Annotated in this window: 21 protein-coding genes; 17 read left to right on the top strand and 4 right to left on the bottom strand. The window is 58.8% G+C overall.

Annotated elements, in window-relative coordinates:
- Positions 1-14 precede the first annotated feature (14 nt).
- The 3 genes from BCM02_RS08145 to BCM02_RS08135 all read left to right on the top strand — a co-directional run bounded on the left by BCM02_RS08145 (position 15) and on the right by BCM02_RS08135 (position 3,683).
- On the top strand, positions 15-1,694 hold the full coding sequence (locus BCM02_RS08145; RefSeq protein ID WP_148928546.1) for an ABC transporter substrate-binding protein: 1,680 nt from the start codon (positions 15-17) through the stop codon (positions 1,692-1,694).
- Positions 1,695-1,772: 78 nt separating this feature from the next.
- Positions 1,773-2,777: an ABC transporter permease gene (locus tag BCM02_RS08140; RefSeq protein WP_148928545.1), complete on the top strand. Its 1,005-nt coding sequence runs from the start codon at positions 1,773-1,775 to the stop codon at positions 2,775-2,777.
- 12 nt (positions 2,778-2,789) lie between these two features.
- Entirely contained in the window at positions 2,790-3,683 is an 894-nt protein-coding gene (locus BCM02_RS08135) for an ABC transporter permease (RefSeq protein WP_148928544.1), read from the top strand.
- 72 nt (positions 3,684-3,755) lie between these two features.
- Here the strand turns inward: BCM02_RS08135 and BCM02_RS08130 are convergent, their stop codons facing one another.
- The 3 genes from BCM02_RS08130 to BCM02_RS35175 form a co-directional block, all read right to left on the bottom strand.
- Complete coding sequence (locus tag BCM02_RS08130) at positions 3,756-4,103, bottom strand: hypothetical protein (protein ID WP_148928543.1); 348 nt, start codon at positions 4,101-4,103, stop codon at positions 3,756-3,758.
- A 405-nt stretch (positions 4,104-4,508) separates the two neighbouring features.
- The gene (locus tag BCM02_RS08125) at positions 4,509-4,691 is read right to left on the bottom strand and encodes a hypothetical protein (protein WP_148928542.1); all 183 of its coding nucleotides are present in this window, start codon (positions 4,689-4,691) and stop codon (positions 4,509-4,511) included.
- Positions 4,692-4,737: 46 nt separating this feature from the next.
- A complete protein-coding gene (locus tag BCM02_RS35175; RefSeq protein ID WP_187434067.1) occupies positions 4,738-4,908 on the bottom strand; it encodes a hypothetical protein in 171 nt (56 codons plus the stop codon).
- A 121-nt stretch (positions 4,909-5,029) separates the two neighbouring features.
- On the opposite strand from BCM02_RS35175, the gene BCM02_RS35170 reads away from it, so the two are divergent.
- The 4 genes from BCM02_RS35170 to BCM02_RS08110 all read left to right on the top strand — a co-directional run bounded on the left by BCM02_RS35170 (position 5,030) and on the right by BCM02_RS08110 (position 7,404).
- Positions 5,030-5,194 carry a hypothetical protein gene (locus BCM02_RS35170; RefSeq protein WP_187434066.1) on the top strand — a complete coding sequence of 55 codons (165 nt, stop codon included), beginning with the start codon at positions 5,030-5,032 and terminating at the stop codon, positions 5,192-5,194.
- Positions 5,195-5,310: 116 nt separating this feature from the next.
- Entirely contained in the window at positions 5,311-5,838 is a 528-nt protein-coding gene (locus BCM02_RS08120) for a YcxB family protein (protein WP_148928541.1), read from the top strand.
- Between the two features lie 200 nt (positions 5,839-6,038).
- Positions 6,039-6,893: an MBL fold metallo-hydrolase gene (locus tag BCM02_RS08115; protein ID WP_148928540.1), complete on the top strand. Its 855-nt coding sequence runs from the start codon at positions 6,039-6,041 to the stop codon at positions 6,891-6,893.
- 10 nt (positions 6,894-6,903) lie between these two features.
- Complete coding sequence (locus BCM02_RS08110) at positions 6,904-7,404, top strand: CBO0543 family protein (RefSeq protein WP_148928539.1); 501 nt, start codon at positions 6,904-6,906, stop codon at positions 7,402-7,404.
- A 62-nt stretch (positions 7,405-7,466) separates the two neighbouring features.
- Here BCM02_RS08110 and BCM02_RS08105 read toward each other — a convergent pair whose 3' ends face one another.
- Positions 7,467-7,775, bottom strand: a complete 309-nt coding sequence (locus BCM02_RS08105; RefSeq protein ID WP_148928538.1) for a hypothetical protein — start codon at positions 7,773-7,775, stop codon at positions 7,467-7,469.
- 283 nt (positions 7,776-8,058) lie between these two features.
- Here BCM02_RS08105 and BCM02_RS08100 point away from each other — a divergent pair, with 283 nt between their 5' ends.
- The 10 genes from BCM02_RS08100 to BCM02_RS08055 all read left to right on the top strand — a co-directional run bounded on the left by BCM02_RS08100 (position 8,059) and on the right by BCM02_RS08055 (position 17,685).
- Positions 8,059-8,475, top strand: coding sequence for an SRPBCC family protein (locus BCM02_RS08100; RefSeq protein ID WP_148928537.1), 417 nt, complete (start codon positions 8,059-8,061; stop codon positions 8,473-8,475).
- Positions 8,462-8,800, top strand: coding sequence for an ArsR/SmtB family transcription factor (locus tag BCM02_RS08095; protein WP_148928536.1), 339 nt, complete (start codon positions 8,462-8,464; stop codon positions 8,798-8,800). Before BCM02_RS08100 ends, BCM02_RS08095 begins: the two co-directional genes overlap by 14 nt.
- A 128-nt stretch (positions 8,801-8,928) precedes the next feature.
- Entirely contained in the window at positions 8,929-9,507 is a 579-nt protein-coding gene (locus BCM02_RS08090; RefSeq protein ID WP_148928535.1) for a nitroreductase family protein, read from the top strand.
- Between the two features lie 203 nt (positions 9,508-9,710).
- Positions 9,711-10,649 carry a TauD/TfdA dioxygenase family protein gene (locus BCM02_RS08085; RefSeq protein ID WP_148928534.1) on the top strand — a complete coding sequence of 313 codons (939 nt, stop codon included), beginning with the start codon at positions 9,711-9,713 and terminating at the stop codon, positions 10,647-10,649.
- 344 nt (positions 10,650-10,993) lie between these two features.
- Positions 10,994-11,479 carry a stage V sporulation protein AC gene (gene spoVAC / locus BCM02_RS08080; protein ID WP_148928533.1) on the top strand — a complete coding sequence of 162 codons (486 nt, stop codon included), beginning with the start codon at positions 10,994-10,996 and terminating at the stop codon, positions 11,477-11,479.
- A gap of 2 nt (positions 11,480-11,481) precedes the next feature.
- Complete coding sequence (gene spoVAD, locus BCM02_RS08075; protein ID WP_148928532.1) at positions 11,482-12,492, top strand: stage V sporulation protein AD; 1,011 nt, start codon at positions 11,482-11,484, stop codon at positions 12,490-12,492.
- A gap of 18 nt (positions 12,493-12,510) precedes the next feature.
- Positions 12,511-12,861, top strand: a complete 351-nt coding sequence (spoVAE, locus tag BCM02_RS08070; RefSeq protein ID WP_148928531.1) for a stage V sporulation protein AE — start codon at positions 12,511-12,513, stop codon at positions 12,859-12,861.
- A 381-nt stretch (positions 12,862-13,242) separates the two neighbouring features.
- On the top strand, positions 13,243-14,199 hold the full coding sequence (locus tag BCM02_RS08065) for an AAA family ATPase (protein ID WP_148928530.1): 957 nt from the start codon (positions 13,243-13,245) through the stop codon (positions 14,197-14,199).
- Between the two features lie 4 nt (positions 14,200-14,203).
- Positions 14,204-15,445 (top strand): DUF58 domain-containing protein, encoded by a 1,242-nt coding sequence (locus BCM02_RS08060; RefSeq protein ID WP_148928529.1) that lies wholly within the window; start codon positions 14,204-14,206, stop codon positions 15,443-15,445.
- Positions 15,442-17,685: a transglutaminase TgpA family protein gene (locus tag BCM02_RS08055; RefSeq protein WP_148928528.1), complete on the top strand. Its 2,244-nt coding sequence runs from the start codon at positions 15,442-15,444 to the stop codon at positions 17,683-17,685. The genes BCM02_RS08060 and BCM02_RS08055 overlap by 4 nt, the downstream gene beginning before the upstream one ends.
- Positions 17,686-17,717: the final 32 nt, after the last annotated feature.

Here is a 17,717-nt window from a genome sequence, read left to right as displayed (position 1 = left end):
GAGGAGTGGGTCTCATGAGCAACAAACAGTGGATGAAAGGCGGCGTGGCCGTCGTGCTGGCGACATCGGTCTTGCTGGCCGGCTGCAGCAGCAACGAAGGCAACAACACGGCTAATCAGCCGAAGACGGAGAATACGAACGCGGGCACCGAAGGCGCGAACAACGGCGCGGCATCGGAAGCTTCCACGCAAGACACGCTAATTGTTGCACGCGGCGGCGACTCGTCTGCGCTCGACCCGTCCATCGTCACGGACGGCGAATCGTTCAAGGCAACGCAGCAAATTTTCGACACGCTGCTGGACTACAAAGAAGGCACGACGGAAGTCGAAGGCGCGCTCGCCGAGAGCTGGGAGAATTCCCCGGACGGCCTGACGTACACGTTCAAGCTTCGCCAAGGCGTCAAATTCCATGACGGCACCGACTTCAACGCCGACGCGGTCGTATTCAACTTCAACCGTTGGCTCGATCCGAAGAGCCCGTTCAAATTCGAAGGCGATTCGTTCGACTACTTCGACTCCATGTTCGGTCCGGATGGCAGCCGCGTCATCAAGGAAGTGAAGGCGGTCGACGCGACCACCGTTCAATTCACGCTGAACAAGCCGCAAGCGCCGTTCCTCCAGAACCTGGCGATGCCGGCGTTCGCGATCGGCTCGCCGAAGGCGATCGAAGAGAAGAAGGAGAAGTTCAAGTCCGAGCCTGTCGGCACCGGCCCGTTCGTCTTCAAAGAGTGGAAACGCAACGAGTCCATCACCGTGGAGAAGAACCCGACTTTCTGGCAAGAAGGTCTGCCTAAGCTGAACCGCGTCATCATCACGGTCATCCCGGACAACTCCGCGCGCTTCACGGCGCTGCAGAACGGCGAGATCGACATGATGGAAGGCGTCAACCCGGACGACCTGAGCAAGCTGGAAGGCGATACGAATCTGCAGAAGATCGAGCGCGCGTCCTTCAACGTCGGCTACCTCGGCTTCAATCTGAAGAAGGCGCCGTTCGATAACGTGAAAGTGCGCGTCGCGCTTAACCATGCGGTCAACAAAGAAGGCATCATCAACGCGTTCTACGGCGGCCTTGCGGAGCCGGCGAAGAACCCGATGCCGCCATCGACGCTTGGTTACAACGACGACGTTCAGGATTACCCGTATGACCTCGAGAAAGCGAAGCAGCTACTCGCCGATGCAGGTTACCCGAACGGCTTGCCGGATCCGCTGACGTTCTACGCGATGCCGGTTGCGCGTCCGTACATGCCGGACGGCAAGAAAGTGGCGGAAGCGATCCAAGCGGATTTCGAGAAGATCGGCGTGAAGACGAACATCGTCTCGCCGGAGTGGGCGACGTACCTGGACGACACGCAGAAGGGCGACAAGGACGACCTGTACATGCTCGGCTGGCAGGGCGACAACGGCGACCCGGACAACTTCCTGTACGCGCTGCTCGACAAGGACAGCATCGGCAGCAACAACTACAGCTTCTATAGCAACGACGAAGTGCACAAGCTGCTCGTAGCCGGCCAGTCCGAGACCGATCCGGCGAAGCGCGAAGAGCTGTACAAGCAAGCGCAGGTGCTGATCAAAGCGGACGCGCCTTGGGTGCCGCTCGTTCACTCCACGCCGCTGCTGGCGGGCAAAGCGAACCTGGACGGCTATATTCCGTCGCCGACCGGTTCCGAAGCGTACGACACGATTTCCTTTAAATAAGAACAGCAAGTTTGGACTCCACGCGAGGCGGTAGGTCACCTACCGCCTTCTACTTTCTAATAAAAGGGTGACGGTTGCATGCTAAATTACACCGTTCGACGCTTGCTGATGCTCATTCCGGTTCTGCTCGGCATGACGATCATCGTCTTCGCCATCATCCATGCCATTCCCGGCGATCCGGCTGACGTCATTCTCGGGGAGAAGGCAAGCCCGGAATCGAAGGCGGCGCTGCGGCAGGAATTGAAGCTGGATGAACCGCTGTACGTCCAGTACGGCGATTATTTGAAGAAGCTCGTAACGGGCGATCTCGGCACGTCGATCAAGACGAAGGAGCCGATCGCCAAGGAAATCTGGCCTTACCTGGCGGCGACGCTCGAGCTGACGCTGGTCGCGATGGCGCTCGCCGTCTTCGTCGGCGTCAACGCCGGCATCATCAGCGCATGGAAGCACAACTCGTGGTTCGACTACTTGTGCATGCTCATCGCCTTGATCGGCGTGTCGATGCCGATATTCTGGATCGGTCTGATGGAACAGTGGATTTTCGCTCTGAAGCTGCACTGGCTGCCGTCCATCGGCCGTATGAACCCGCGCGATCCGATCGACGCCGTCACGAACCTGTACGTCATCGACGCCATAATCGCCGGTCGCTGGGATCAGATGTGGACCGCGATCAAGCATTTGATCTTGCCTGGCATCGCGCTGGGCACCATTCCGATGGCGATCATCGCCCGGATGACGCGCTCGAGCATGCTCGAGGTACTGCGCTCCGACTACATTCGCACCGCGCGTTCCAAGGGCTTGTCGCAATTCTGGGTCATCTACCGCCATGCGCTGCGCAATGCGTTCATCCCGGTACTGACCATCATCGGTTTGCAGACAGGGCTCTTGCTCGGCGGCGCGGTGTTGACGGAGACGATCTTTGCTTGGCCAGGAATCGGCCGGTATATTTTCGAAGCGATCAGCTCGCGGGACTATCCGGTCATCCAGTCGGGCATTCTCATCATCGCGTTTATTTTCGTCATGATTAACTTGCTGATCGACCTGCTCTACGCGGCCGTCGATCCGCGGATCAGCTATGATTAGGAGGAGTGCGCCATGTCTCAAACCGTAACGAACCTTCAACCACAGCAAGCGGGCGCGGCGGCTTCGACCTCTCCATGGCTGGAAGGCTGGAGAAGTTTTCGGAAGAACAAGATGGCCCTTGTCGGCCTCGGCATTATCGTCTTCTTCGTCCTTGTCGCCATCGCGGCGCCGCTGCTGACAAGCTATGATTATAAAGCGCAGGATCTGATGAACCGGCTGCAGAAGCCGAGCGGCGACCACTGGTTCGGCACGGACGACCTCGGCCGCGATATTTATACCCGGATCGTATACGGCACGCGGATTTCGCTCTGGGTGGGCATTAGTTCTGTCATCGGCTCCATTGTCGCCGGCACGCTGCTTGGCATCGCCGCTGGCTACTACGGCAAATGGCTGGACATGCTCATTTCCCGGACATTCGATATCCTGCTCGCGTTCCCGGGCATACTGCTCGCGATCGCGATCGTGGCGGCGCTCGGTCCGTCCCTGCAGAACGCGCTCGTGGCGGTGGCCATCGTCAACGTGCCGGTGTTCGGGCGTCTCGTTCGGGCGAGGGTGCTCAGCATCAAGAACGAGGAGTACATCACGGCGGCGAAAGCGCTCGGCATGAAGACGCCGCGAATCTTGCTTCATCACATTTTGCCGAACTGCATGGGTCCGGTCATCGTGCAGGGCACGCTCGGCGTCGCTACCGCGATCATCGAGGCGGCCGCGCTCGGCTTCCTCGGCATGGGGGCGCAGCCGCCCGATCCGGAGTGGGGCAAGATGCTGTCCGATTCGCGCCAATTCATCGCCAACGCGCCGTGGACCGTTATATTCCCGGGCTTGTCGATCATGCTGACCGTGCTCGGATTCAACCTGATGGGCGACGGGTTACGCGACGTGCTGGATCCAAGGATGAAGAGCTAGACGTCATAAGTATTAGAATTAGCATAAGACCGCAGCGATGCGGTCTTTTTGGCGTTCGCGGCAGGCGAAGGTTCACCCCCACTTCATGAGCACGAACCCGCCCACCACGGCGGCCATGCCCGCGTATGTCTTCCAGCTCGGCACCTCGTGCAGGAACACCCAGCCGAGCAGCACGCAGATCGCGATTTCGATCCCTTTGGCGAGCGAGAGGGAGAACGTCAGATTATCCGTCGTTTTGTAGCAGAATTTGATGCCGAAACCGATCATGACATTGGCGGCGAACATGAGCGGCACCCACTTGAACTGGAACCAGACCGTCGGCCAGAAGGCCGGATCGACATGTTTGCTTTGATAGGCGAAGAGCCCATTCACAACCAGAAGCCCGCCGAACAGCAGGGCAATGCCGTACGCCATCGTCATTCCGTGCGCCTCCTAAGCGTTGTCGTCTGCCAATAATGTTTCCCGGGCGCAAAATAATAATCGGTGAAATTCGCGCGTCTGATGAGGAAACCGCTGGCATGCGAATCGAAGCGCGGCCTGGCTCGGAGGAGTCATCCGCGGCACATGGCAAAAAGGCTTGCAGGTCGGCTTCGCCAATCTGCAAGGCTCTATCCTTAATGCCCGTTCAGTTCATTCAAGCCTTCACCGCCGGGATTTGCCGCAGCACGAGCCGGTCAAACAGCAGCGAGGCGCCCAAATCTTAACGCATCGCGCCATCGCTCGGATATGACTCAAGAGGGCTATAGAGGGAGGATCGTTCGGCCAACAAGAAGAACCCCCGCCGAAAGCAGAGGCTCTTCGCGCTTGCGGCGCATTTAAGGATCGTTATGGACGGACGCGGATGACGCCGAGCTCGTTAGCATTGATCGCGAAGGAGTTGCCGCCTTGGCCGACGAACGCGGTCGCGGTTTGTTTGGCATGGAAGCTCGTTTTGCTCGTTTCCACGTCGATGCGGTTACTCTTTTTCACGATTTTCTTACCGTGGTGTTTGCCGTGTTTCTTGCCCATGCGTAGATCACCTCCTACCCTTGGTAATGGCCGCCGATGGGAAGGGTTACTTGGCTCGGCGCCCTTTGGCTTGTTTCATGATTTGCACGTTGACCGCGTTGCTCGCGAGCGCGTTGCCGATTTCGGTGCGTGCCGCGGTCGTCTGATGAATGTTGATGACCACGTACGAATTTTTGCCGACGCGAAACCGGTGGGTGCTGATGCGGGACTTGATCATCCGCGTGCCTCCTTCAGAGTGATATTGTACTCAGTCTATGTCTCTCTCCTGCTGCCGTTGGCGGCGAATACAGTCGTCCATCCGCCTCTCCGCTCATCTCTCGGGATGATAGGCAGCCAAAATGACTCCAAGGAGTCATGCGCAGGGGGATGTCCTCAAAGATCTGCCTCCCGGCTTATGGCTCGATTATTTGGAGACGATCGTTTCGGAGGAAGTGCTGTTGCCCGGCGATATCGCAGGTTATATGCTGCGCGAATTCGCACGGCCGAAGGATGGAACGCCGTGATATTTCTACTTACGCGCTAGAGAAAGGATGGCGGCGTTAAAATATTGAGGAAAGAGGAAACGCTCCGGATGTGCCGAAACTTGTAACGTATACAAAATGAAGGAGCGACCTTACTCATGCAAGAGATGCAAGTAATTCGAGTTTCCGTCGTATTAACGTACCGCGATTACTTTCGGTTGAACCTGTGGCACAGCATACGGAGCCGTCTGGCTTCGCTGCTGCCGTACTTCGCGTGTTATATCGGCGTAGTGCTTTATTTAATGCGGGATATCGCGCTGGCCGACTCGCTTCCGCTTATTGCGGGGAGTGCCGTGGCGCTGAGCGTCGTTATCTATGGCCTGACATACGGCAGCTTGTGGCTGCGAAGCAAGCGTGTCTTCGATTCGGATCGGCTGCTGCGGCAAGAAATGCGCTATGCGTTTTCCGTAGAAGGCATCGCGTATGAACAATCTTCGGGGACCGGCATGCTGTCATGGGAAGATGTGTTCAAAGTGGCGGAGAACCGTGATTTTATGATCGTATATATGGGACCGTCACGAACCGTGATCGTACCAAAATCCGCGTTGGACGGGGAACAGGTTGCAGCGCTCCGTTCCCTGCTTAGAGACGCGATGGATCCGGCAAGATTGAAGCTTGCCGGATAACGCTGCGGCATCCGTTTATTGCCCGGGAAATTTCGACAAGATTCTGAAGGCTGCCTTTCGAGGCAGTCTTTTGACGTTATCGAGCGCGGGTAGGCGCTACTGATTGCGCATATTCATGAAGCGAATACATAGCCCGGCCAAAAAGTGGAACATTAACAGCAGCATGTGCATAACGAGCCAGAAGGAGACGAGGAGCAGCCATGAGCGAAGATCAGGAGATGACGTACGGAGAGGATTACGGTTATATTCCGGCAACGTCGGTTCGAAGCGGGGTAGGCGTCGAAGTCTCGGCGGATCTATACTGCCATGCGGTGCAGATCGTGAATATCGCGTTCGTCGGACAACCGGGCCGCGACGGCTACGTGTTGGTCGACGCTGGCATGCCCCGGTCAGCGGATGCGATCATCGAAGCGGCGGAGGAACGGTTCGGCGCCAATACGCGGCCAAGCGCGATCTTGCTGACGCACGGTCATTTCGATCATGTGGGCGCAATCATCGAGCTTATCGAACATTGGCGGGTTCCGGTCTATGCGCATGAGCTGGAGCTTCCTTATCTTACGGGCCGCAAGTCTTATCCCGAGCCGGATCCGAGCGTGGAAGGCGGCATGGTGGCGAAGCTGTCCGGCTTTTTCCCGAACGAGCCTATCGATCTCGGTCATCATGTGCAGCCACTGCCTGAAGACGGGACGGTACCGTTCCTGCCGGACTTCCGCTGGATTGCGACACCCGGACACACCGAGGGGCATGTATCCTTCTTTCGAGAGAAGGACCGGGCGCTGATCGCGGGCGACGCGTTCGTCGCCGTTCGGCAGGAGTATTTGTACAAGGTGGTAACCCAGCAGTTCGAAATTAGCGGACCGCCGCGTTATTTCACCCCCGATTGGACGCAGGCCAAAGCTTCCGTAGAGCGCTTGGCGGCGCTGCGGCCTCAACTCGCCATAACGGGACATGGCCGACCCGCCGGCGGAGAAGAACTTGCTGCAGGCCTGAAGAGGCTTGCGGACGATTTCGATAAAATGGCCAAGCCCGAATATGGCAAGTATATAGAAGTTTAAGGCGGCCGATATGATTCTGGTCATGAACGTACTGTTTGCGCTGGCCGTTTTGTTAACCGGTACTTGGCGCAAATGGCGGGATTACTACGATACGATTCTGCTGGTGTCGTTTTGGAACGTGTTCTACAACTTTATCTGCCATGATTATTTGACTTGGAAATTTCACCCTGATTTTCTGCTTGCCCATAAGCCTGCGGACATGACGAATACGTTCGTGCTGCTTCCGGCGACGACGTTGCTATACCTGCGTTTTTTTCCCTTTCGGCGCGTTCGTCAGCTGGTTTTTTATTTCGCCTGGGTGGCCGGTTATAGCGCGTTAGAGGGGATTTGGCTGCTAACGGGGTATATTTCATACGAACATGGGTGGTCGTTATGGTGGTCCGTCGCCTTCTATTTCGTCATGTTCGCGGTTATGCTGCTGCATGACCGGAGGAAGGGATGGGCGCTCGCGGCATGCGCGGTTTGCGTCGTGTTTCTGATCATGTACTTCGACGTTCCGATGCAGAAATGAAAAGACCGCGGCCCTCGCAAGCTGCGGTCTTTCGCGCGCATGGAACCGGGACGCGCTTAAAGCTAATCGACTTTATCGTAAAAGTTCTCCCAATGCTTGTTCCCTTTGTTGATCAGATCGGCGACGGTGCGCTCGATGACGCGGTACGCGGCTTGCCGCATCCAGGACATCTCCTCCCGGAACGTGTCTTCGGCGCCGCGGTCCACCTTGTACCCGGCAATGCCGTATTTGGCGTTGTTAACGAGATGTTCCTGCTCGTGCGTATCGACTTCGTCGAGCAGATGGTCGAACGCGAGCAGCACGTCTTCGTGTCCGGCCAGCCGTCCTTCTTCGATCAGCCGGGCCTTGAATTCTTCCAATCGCTGTCTCATCGTAATCGTCTCCTTCTTCCTAGAACGGTAGTCCGCGAAGCGTTAATCCGCGCTGCGATGAGTCTCTATGTGTTCACCATCATAGCACTTCACAGCTCAATGTTTCCGGCGTCGCGCTTCCTTATTTATGGGAATGCCGACCAAGACGGGAAATGCCCTTGACACGCAACCGAATGGTATCCTATTATAAGCATAAAATGAAACCAAATGGTTTCGCTTTTGAAGCCCAAGTCCGTTCGATCATTCGAATCACATGAACAATAAGAAATGGAGCGATTGAAAAATGAGCACCCAAACATTGCCCGACATTCGCAAGACGATCACGCTGCAAGCGCCGATCGAGAAAGTATGGAAAGCCGTCGCGACCGCCGAAGGCATCTCCGCTTGGTTTATGCCGAATGATTTCGAACCCGTCGTCGGTCACGAGTTCCATCTGGAAGCGGGCCACTTCGGCAAATCGCCCTGCAAAGTAACGGACATCGATCCGCCGAACCGGTTGTCGTTCACATGGGGGAAAGACTGGACGCTTACGTTCGAGCTTGCCGCCGAAGGCGAAGCGACGTCGTTCACGCTTATTCACGCCGGTTGGACGGCCGAGCAAGTAACCGAATTCGGCCAACCGCACGAAGCGGTGCGCGACACGATGTCCCAAGGCTGGGAAGGCATCGTAGGCAAACTCGCCGAGTATGTCCAGCGTTAAGCCGGACAAGCAGCAGCAGCATGACGTCTTTCAGGCGATCGCCGACCCGACGCGGCGGTCGCTGCTCCAGCTGCTCGTCGACCGGGAGCTCCCGGTGACGACGTTGACGGGGCATTTTCCAATGAGCCGAACCGCCGTCTCGAAGCACCTCCGCATTCTGTCCGAGGCAGGGCTCGTCACGGAACGCAAGGTCGGACGGGAACGCCGTTACCGGCTGGAGCCGGAACCGCTGCTGGAGCTGAAGCGATGGCTGGCATTCTACGACCGGTATTGGGACAATAAGCTGGATGCGCTTAAGCGGCTGGTGGAGAGCGACGAATCCTAATGCAGACCCCGGCGAAAGTTAGCGGACCAAGGCGCGATCTAATTGAGAATCGATTGAGAATGAACGCTCCGGTTTGGTACAATAGGATGAGCGTGTCCGACTAATTAGAAAGACTGGAGTGAGCGACAATGGAAGTGTTCGAGGCGATACACGGCCGCAGATCGATAGGCAAGGTCAAACAAGAGCCGATCGCGCGCGAGAAGATCGAGCGAATTTTGGAAGCGGGCATATGGGCGCCGAATCACCGGTTGACCGAGCCTTGGCAATTTTTCGTCATGACGGGCGAGGGCAGAGGCAAGCTGGGCGGTGCCTATGCGGCCATCGCGCGGGAAGGCGAGCAGGACAAGGATAGCGAAGAGAGCCTCGCGAAGGCCGAAGCGGCACGGAAGAAAGCGTTCCGCGCGCCGCTCGTCATCGGGGTGGCCGTGGCGCCCCGGGAGCGAACGGGCGTCATCGAGATCGAGGAGTACGGCGCCGTATTCGCGGCGGTGCAGAATATGCTCCTCGCGGTACACGCGCTTGATTTGGCGGCCGTCTGGCGGACGGGCGAGCCGTGTTATCATCCCCTCATGAACAAGGCGTTCGGTCTACGCGAACACGATCGCATGCTGGGACTGCTCTATATCGGGGAACCGGATATGGCGGCGCCGTCGCCTCGCCGACAGCCGGCTTCGTCCAAGACAGCATGGATCGAGAGCGTTGAATAATAAATCGCGCTTGACATCTTTTCCCATAGCCCATAATATATAACTAATCCAATCGGATTTGAATGCTATATCGATTGCTTACGAATCATCAGCCCACCAGGTGACTGGAGGCCGGACGCCGCATCATGCGGCGAACCGGCCTTTTTTATTTGCCGAAGCGATGGGCGGATGAACGGGAAGCGCCATTATGAGGAGGTAACGAGATGAGCATAGTCGAACAAAGCCAAGCGGCAGACCAAGGAATCGAAGTGGTACGGGTAGCAGGGAAAATCGGCGCCGAGGTGAGAGGGATCCGGTTGTCGGCGGATTTGGAACCGGCCAAGCTAGAGGCGATCCGCCAGGAACTGCTCCGTCACAAGGTACTGTTCTTCCGCGGACAGAACCATCTGGACGACGCCGGCCAGGAAGCGTTCGCGAAAGCGTTCGGAGAACCGGTTGCGCATCCGACCGTGCCGATCAAGGAGGGCACGTCGTATGTCCTCGAGCTCGATTCGCAGCATGGCGGCAGGGCCAATTCGTGGCATACCGACGTGACGTTCGTCGCCGCTTATCCGCAGGCATCGATCCTGCGCGGCGTGGTCATTCCGGAAGCGGGCGGCGATACCGTCTGGGCGAATGCCGCCGCGGCCTATGACGACTTGCCGCCTCATCTCAAGGAGCTGGCCGACAAACTGTGGGCGATTCATACGAACGATTACGACTATGCGGCGCGCAAGACGGCAGCGACGTCGGAGGAGATCAAGCGGCATAAAGAAGTGTTCGCCTCCACGGTGTACGAGACGGAGCACCCGGTCGTGCGCGTCCATCCGGAGACGGGCGAGCGCTCGCTGCTGCTCGGACATTTCGTGAAACGGTTCGTCGACTTGCCATCCTCCGACTCCGCTCATCTGTTCGCCGTCCTGCAAAGCTACGTGACGCGGCAGGAGAATACCGTCCGTTGGCGTTGGGCGGAAGGCGACGTTGTCATCTGGGATAACCGGGCGACCCAGCATTATGCGGTGAACGATTACGGCGATCGGCACCGCGTCGTGCGGCGCGTAACGATCGACGGCGATGTGCCGGTCGGCGTGGACGGCCGACGCAGCGTGACGCGCACGCCGCAGTCCGGCGAGGGCTCCGCTCCATCGGCTTCGGCATCCTAGGTTTCGAAAAAAACCTTGGCGTTTCCGCTTCCGCCCGTTCGCCTTTCTGCATAGGATGGACTATAAGCCCATTTTGACGCACGAGAGGAGACGCGATTGCGTTGCTGCGGGAATCGTTCCTTTTGCTTATCTTGATTTTGTACGTGCTGCTTGTCGTGCTGCTGCTAATCGCCTTGTTGTGAACCGAGCCTCCGGATGCTGGACTTCCGGAGGTTTTTCTGTTGCGGGCCTTTTACATAAGGTTAGCGGTTTTTACAAATACTTTTCTGTAGCGCAGCCTGCCGCAGCGGCGCATGAATCGGCCGCGGCGGCGTTAATCTTGCAGGAAAGGGATGAATGACGGGATGGCTACCAAGACCGGATCGAAATATAAGAAAATGACGATGTCGCCGCAGGAATACCAAACTTACGCGAAGACCCGGGAACCCGCGCGTTCCGTGCCCCAGAATTGCCTCCGCGCCTTTCTCGTCGGCGGGCTTATATGCACGCTCGGACAAGCGGTGCAGGACTTTTTCGCCTATGCGTTCGGGATGACGCAGCAGGAGGCGGGCAATCCGACGGTCGCGGTCATGATCATGATCTCCGTCGTGTTAACCTGCTTGGGCATCTATGACAAAATCGCGCAGTGGGCCGGAGCCGGGACGGCGGTGCCGGTGACGGGGTTCGCGAATTCCATGTGTTCCGCGGCGCTCGAGCACCGTTCGGAGGGACTCGTGCTCGGCGTCGGCGGCAACATGTTCAAGCTGGCGGGCTCGGTCATCGTCTACGGCACCGTCGCGGCGTTTTTCATCGGCATCATTTATATGGCGCTCGGTTTGGAGGGGCATTAACCATGCTGAGGGGCAAACAGACTTGGTGGTTCGATAAGCGACCCGTCATTATCGGGGCGGCGACGGTCGTCGGTCCGGACGAAGGCGACGGGCCGCTGGCCGCGGATTTCGATCTGGTGCACCCCGAGCTGGACATGCAGCAGAAAAGCTGGGAGAAGGCGGAGCGCCTGCTCATGGAGCAGGCTTCGGATTTCGCGCTCAAGCACGCGAAGGTCAACAAGCAGGAGTTGTCGTTCTACGTCGGCGGCGATCTGATGAACCAAATCATCAGCAGCACGTTCGCGGCCCGGTCGATCGGCGCTCCGTATTTGGGCGTCTTCGGCGCTTGCTCGACGTCGATGGAGTCGCTCGCGCTCGCCGCGATGATCATTAATTCCGGATCCGGGCAATATGCGCTGGCAGGCGTCTGCAGCCATAACTGCACGGCCGAGAAGCAGTTCCGGTATCCGACCGAATACGGATCGCAGAAGCCGCCGACCGCGCAGTATACGGTGACCGGCGCGGGCGCGGCCGTGCTTGCGCCGGACGGCGACGGCCCGGTCGTCGAATGCGCGACGATCGGCAAAATCGTCGATCTGGGCATCAAGGACCCGTTCAACATGGGCGCGGCGATGGCTCCGGCGGCCGTCGACACGATCCAGGCGCACTTCAACGACACGGGCAGGGAGCCAAAGGATTACGACTTGATCGTCACCGGCGACTTGGCGACCGTCGGACACGGCATCGCGAAGGATTTGCTCAAACGCGACGGCGTGCCGATGGAGGACACCGTGTTCGGGGATTGCGGCTTAATGGTGTATGACGTCGCCCGGCAGAAGGTACAGGCAGGCGGAAGCGGCTGCGGCTGTTCGGCCGTCGTGACGTACGGACATTTGCTGAAGCGGCTGAAGCAAGGCGACTTGAAGCGGATTCTCGTCGTCGCCACGGGCGCGCTGCTCTCGCCGCTGTCGTTCCAGCAGGGCGAGAGCATTCCGTGCATCGCGCACGCCGTCGCGATCGAGGCGAAACCATAAGAGACAGGAGGATTACCGATGCATTTTCTATGGGCCTTTCTCGTGGGCGGCGCCATCTGCGTCATCGGGCAGCTCATGTTCGACGTCGTGAAGCTGACGCCCGCCCATACGATGGCGACGCTCGTCGTGGCGGGCGCCGTGATCGACGGCCTCGGCTTCTACGAGCCGCTGGTCGATTTCGCCGGCGCGGGCGCGACGATTCCGATCACGAGCTTCGGCAATGCGCTCGTGCACGGCGCGTTGACCGAATATTACCGCGACGGCTGGATCGGGGTCATCACCGGCATTTTCGATTTGACGAGCGCGGGCATCTCGGCGGCGATCATCTTTTCGTTTCTAGCGGCGCTTGTCGTCAGGCCGAAAGGATAGGTCGCGGCCGGAAGCGGGATTCGATATCGTTGCAGAAGACGGTTGGGCAAGTAATCTTGCCCTTCCGTTTTTTTGCGTTTGCTGAACTTTGGCGTCTTCATACAGAGGAAAAATGAGTTTATTGTAACAAAATGTGGGATTGGCTCGTTGATAGAATAGCGCCTGCGAAGTCTAGGTCCATCGTAACGCCGAATGTCCGGGATCGATTCAATTCGTTGCGGAATTATACGGCGATATTAATCGGCGATTCGCGAAACGCAAGAAGCTCGGCGGCTGTAACAACCTCCAAATTTTTTCGGCAAAACCTCGTCTATACGGCCGTCTGAACATTTTGTAAAATAATAACATGGCGTTCATTTTCTATCATCCGGGAGGTATACCATGGAAGTAACACGCAAGGACTTTTCGCTCATTCAGCTCATTCGCGGCAATCTGGAACGTTGTATCCTGGGGAAGAAAGTGGAAATCGACCGGCTGCTGACCGCGCTATTGGCCGGCGGCCATGTATTGATCGAAGATGTGCCGGGCACGGGCAAGACGCAGCTTGTCAAAGCCTTATCCCGAACGATAGGCGGGCAATTCCGCCGCGTGCAATGCAACCCGGATTTGCTTCCGACCGATATTACCGGCGTCGCCATCTATCATCCGAAGGATGAGACGTTCGTCTTCCGCCCGGGTCCGGTTATGACCAATCTGCTGCTCGTCGACGAGATTAACCGCGCGACGACGAAGACCCAATCGGCGCTGCTCGAGGCGATGGAGGAACGTCACGTGACGGTGGACGGCGAATCGTACGCGCTGCCGAAGCCGTTCATTCTGATCGCCACCCAGAACCCGATCGAGTTCGAAGGCACTTATACGCTGCCCGAAGCCCAGCTGGACCGCTTCATGATGAAGCTCTCGCTCGGCTATCCGGACGCCGCGACCGAGCGTCAGATGCTGCTCGCCCCGGATTCGACGTCGCCCGCGGACAAGCTGGAGGCCGTCTCGGACAGCGGGGAGATCGCGGAGCTTATGGAGAAAGTCAGCCGGGTTCACGTCGACGAGGCGGTAGGCGATTACTTGGTTCGCATCGTGCGGGCCACTCGCGACCACTCGGGCGTCCAGCTGGGGGCGAGTCCGCGGGCGGCTATCTCCCTGCTTGCGGCGGCGAGAGCTTCCGCGTTCTTGCAGGAACGGGACTTCGTCATCCCCGACGACATCAAGGCGCTCGCCGGCACGGTGCTGGCGCACCGCATCGTCCTTCATACGGAAGCGCGGCTCGGCGGATTGACGACGGACGAAGTGATCGAGGCCGTGATCGGCCAAACGAGCGTGCCGGTCAGAATGGAAAGGTAAGCGCATGCTGACCTTTAGCCGCGCGCTTACCCGATGGCGGGTCATCGGCCTGCTGTACGTCTTCTCGCTGCTGTTCCTGCTCTTCCAAGGCGGGAAGACGTCGCTGATGTTGTTTTGTATTTTCAACGTGCTGTTGGCGTACTTGCTGCTTGGCCGCTTCAGCGGCATCGGCAGCGTGAGCGGCGGGCGCAAACTTCAGTTCGGCGGTCAATTCGCGGGCGGAGAGCGGGTATTGTCGGCCGGCTCCAGAGTCGAGGTCAGTCTTGCGGTGCAGCTGCCCGGCTTCTGGCCGGCGCCTTACGTGCTCGTCCGCGACAGGCTCGTTCGCCAGAACGGCTCGGAGCTGCCATTCGAAGCGTCGTTCGTTCCCAATTACAAGCGGATGGGCGAAGTATCCTACACGACGCCTCCGCTGGAGAGAGGAATCTACCGCTTCGCGCCTACCGTCTGCTCCACCTGCGATATATTCGGCTTGTTCGAACATTCGGGGAGCTTCGTGAACGCCGAGCCGTTCAGCGTCTATCCGCAGACGGTGCCGATCCGGTACTGGCCTCAGCTGCGCACCGGCGCTAAGGGACCGTATTCCACGTCGGCGACCCAGCGAGCCGCCAAGGAGACGACGCAGATCAACGGCGTGCGCGAGTATATTTACGGCGATCGGCTGTCCCGCATTCACTGGAACGCGACCGCCCGCACCGGGCAGTGGAAGTCCAAGGAATTCGAGCGGGAATCGCTGCCGCGCACGGTGTTCGTCTTGGACCGTTATGCGGGTGCCTACGCCAACGGCGACGAATTCGAGCTGGCCGTATCGGTCGTCGCCTCCATCGCGCAGTTTTCCTTCCGCAGTTCGACCTCGATCGGACTGTTGTCGGCCGGCGCCGCGAAGGAAGGGTTCTCGGCCAAAGCGTCGCCCGATCAGCTGGAGCTCATGATGAATCATTTCGTGCGCGTCCAGCCGGACGGCGCGACGCCGCTATACCGGACGCTGCGCCAGGCGGACGCTATGCTGCCGTACGGCTCGTTCGCGGTGATCGTCTCGCCTCAAGGGGGCGAAGAGACCGTGCGCGCGATGGAATGGCTGAACCGGCGGGGCATCGTTCCGCTCCTGATCCATATCCGGGGCAAAGAAAGCGACCAAGGAATGAACGCGGAATGGCTGAAGCTGCTGCGCCGCAGCGGGTTTGGCGTCTATTCCGTCGCCAGCTTGCAGGAACTGCCCGCCGTGCTGGAAGGAGGTAGCCAATGAGGAATTCGCCGCGCATCGCTTCATACTTAACCGTCAACGGATTCGAGCGGCTTTCTTACTTGTTCGCGGCCGGCATTATCGCCTTATGGGTGCAATGCTTCGGCGATTGGTGGTGGGAGGAAACGTATGCCGTCATTTACGGACAGTTGATAGCGGCCTCGCTGATGGCGTTGGCGGTTCCTTGGAGGCGGTTGTCGATCCCGCTGCAAGCCGTCGCCTTGATCGTCGTTAATCTGGCTTTTACCGAATTCCGCTGGTTCGGCGTGTACCCGAAGGAATTCGGACCTGGCCGGGTTCAAGCATGGTTATCCGATTTACTCGCGCCGCTGTTTCCTTTCTTCTGGATTAGTCTCGGCGTATGGCTGATCGTGCTGGCTTCGGTCGTGCTCGGCAAACGAAAATCGGGCCTCATTACCGTGGTCGGCGCCTCGCTGCTGTCGCTCTCGGTCATCGATTCCTTGTTTACGCCGATTTTCCTGTGGCAGGAAGTGGCCTTGATTATTACGATCGGCTTGCTCTGGCTGGTCGCCAGCCACTTCGAGCAGTTCAGGCAGAAGCATCCGGAGAGCTGGCGGGATTTGCTGAGCTATCCGCTCGGACTGGTTGCCTCCGTCGTATTGGTCATCGCGATCGTCATGGGGGCGGGCGTATTTGTCCCTTCTATCGATCCGATCGTGAAGGATCCATATACGGCGTGGAAAGAATCGCGGGGCGAAGCGGTCCCCTCGATGATCGGCGACAAGATCGGCATCGAGACGGTCGCCAAGAAGGGCGATAGCCGCTCCGGCTATGGCCGCAACGACACCTCGCTCGGCAGCGGCTTTACGTTCGACTACTCGCCCGTAATGGAAGTGACGACGAACCAGCGCGGTTACTGGCGAGGGGAGACGAAGGCGCTCTATACCGGCAAAGGCTGGGAGGATGCGAGAGACGAACGCGACGAGCCGACCATCACCGGCATCAAGGCCGAGCAGCAGCTCGAAAGCGGACAGCCGGAAGGGGTCGAGACGAGCCAAGTTTCTCAGACGGTCACGATGCTGCGCAAAGACAAGTTTCCGGTGCTGTTCGGCGCCGGCCCGATCTCTTCCGTCGTCATGATCGAGGAGGAAGGCAAGCCGCTGCCGCGTCTTCGCTGGCTGCCGAAGTCGTGGGAGCTTCGTCTGATCGGCAGGACGGAGACGATTCAGTATCCTCAGACGTATTCTATCGTGTCGGACGTGCCCCTGCTTGACGAGGCGGTCTTACGGAACATTTTGGCCGGATCAGACGCCGGCAACGTCGGCGCCATGTACCTGCAGCTGCCGAACACGCTCCCGGATCGGGTGCGGACGCTGGCGGCGGACATTACGCGCGATCAGGCGTCGGCTTACGATAAGGTCAAGGCGATCGAGGCATACCTCCAGAACAACTATACCTATAATAATGAGCCGGATTTGACCAACCGGACGAGCGAAGATCTGGTCGACGGCTTCCTGTTCCAGATGGAGGAAGGCTACTGCGACTACTTCTCGACGTCGATGGCGGTCATGGTTCGCACGCTCGGCATCCCCGCTCGCTGGGTCAAAGGCTACTCGCCGGGCACGCTGCCGGTCGATCCTTCGATGGCGGGTTTCCGCGGGGAAGAGATGGAATTCATCAATCCGGAGGGCGAAGGCACATATACGGTTCGCAACTCCGACGCGCATTCTTGGGTCGAGGTGTATTTCCCCGGCTACGGCTGGCTGCCATTCGAGCCGACGACCGGCTTCAGCTATCCGTACGCGCTGCCGGAAGACGCGCCTGAACCGGCGCCTATCGAGCTGCCCGCCGATCTGGACGCGGCGCCGTCCGTAACGGCGCCGGCAGCGGGGGAGTCTTCACCGTGGGGAACGGTCGCGTTGATCGCCGGTGCCGTCGCGCTGATCGCGGCAGCCGCGTTCGTCCTGTTCCGCTTCCGCCAGTCGTTGCCGCTATGGCCTTCCCGCGCGGTTCGCTACAAGAACGCCAACGAGCGGGTTGTCCGCGAAACGGAGCGGCTGCTCCGCTTCTGCCGCCGCAAAGGGTTCGACCGTATTGAGCACGAGACGCTGCGCGAAACGATCGACCGGTGGTCATCCCGCTTCTCGAGCTTGCAGCCCGAGTTCAGACGCGTGCAGCACGCGTTCGAGAAAGCGAAATACAGCGCGATAACGCTGTCGGAGGATGATGTGTCGCGCTTCGAGCAGGATGCGAAGGCCATCCGCGAGCGGTTGTCTTCTTAATATTGTAGCCATCGTGCCCGGGCTGCTCGCTT

The sequence above is a fragment of the Paenibacillus methanolicus genome (assembly GCF_008124765.1).
Classification (GTDB): Bacteria; Bacillota; Bacilli; order Paenibacillales; family Paenibacillaceae; genus Paenibacillus_Z; species Paenibacillus_Z methanolicus.
Note: the sequence above shows the minus strand (reverse complement) of the source record. Positions and strands in the feature narration are given on the sequence as shown.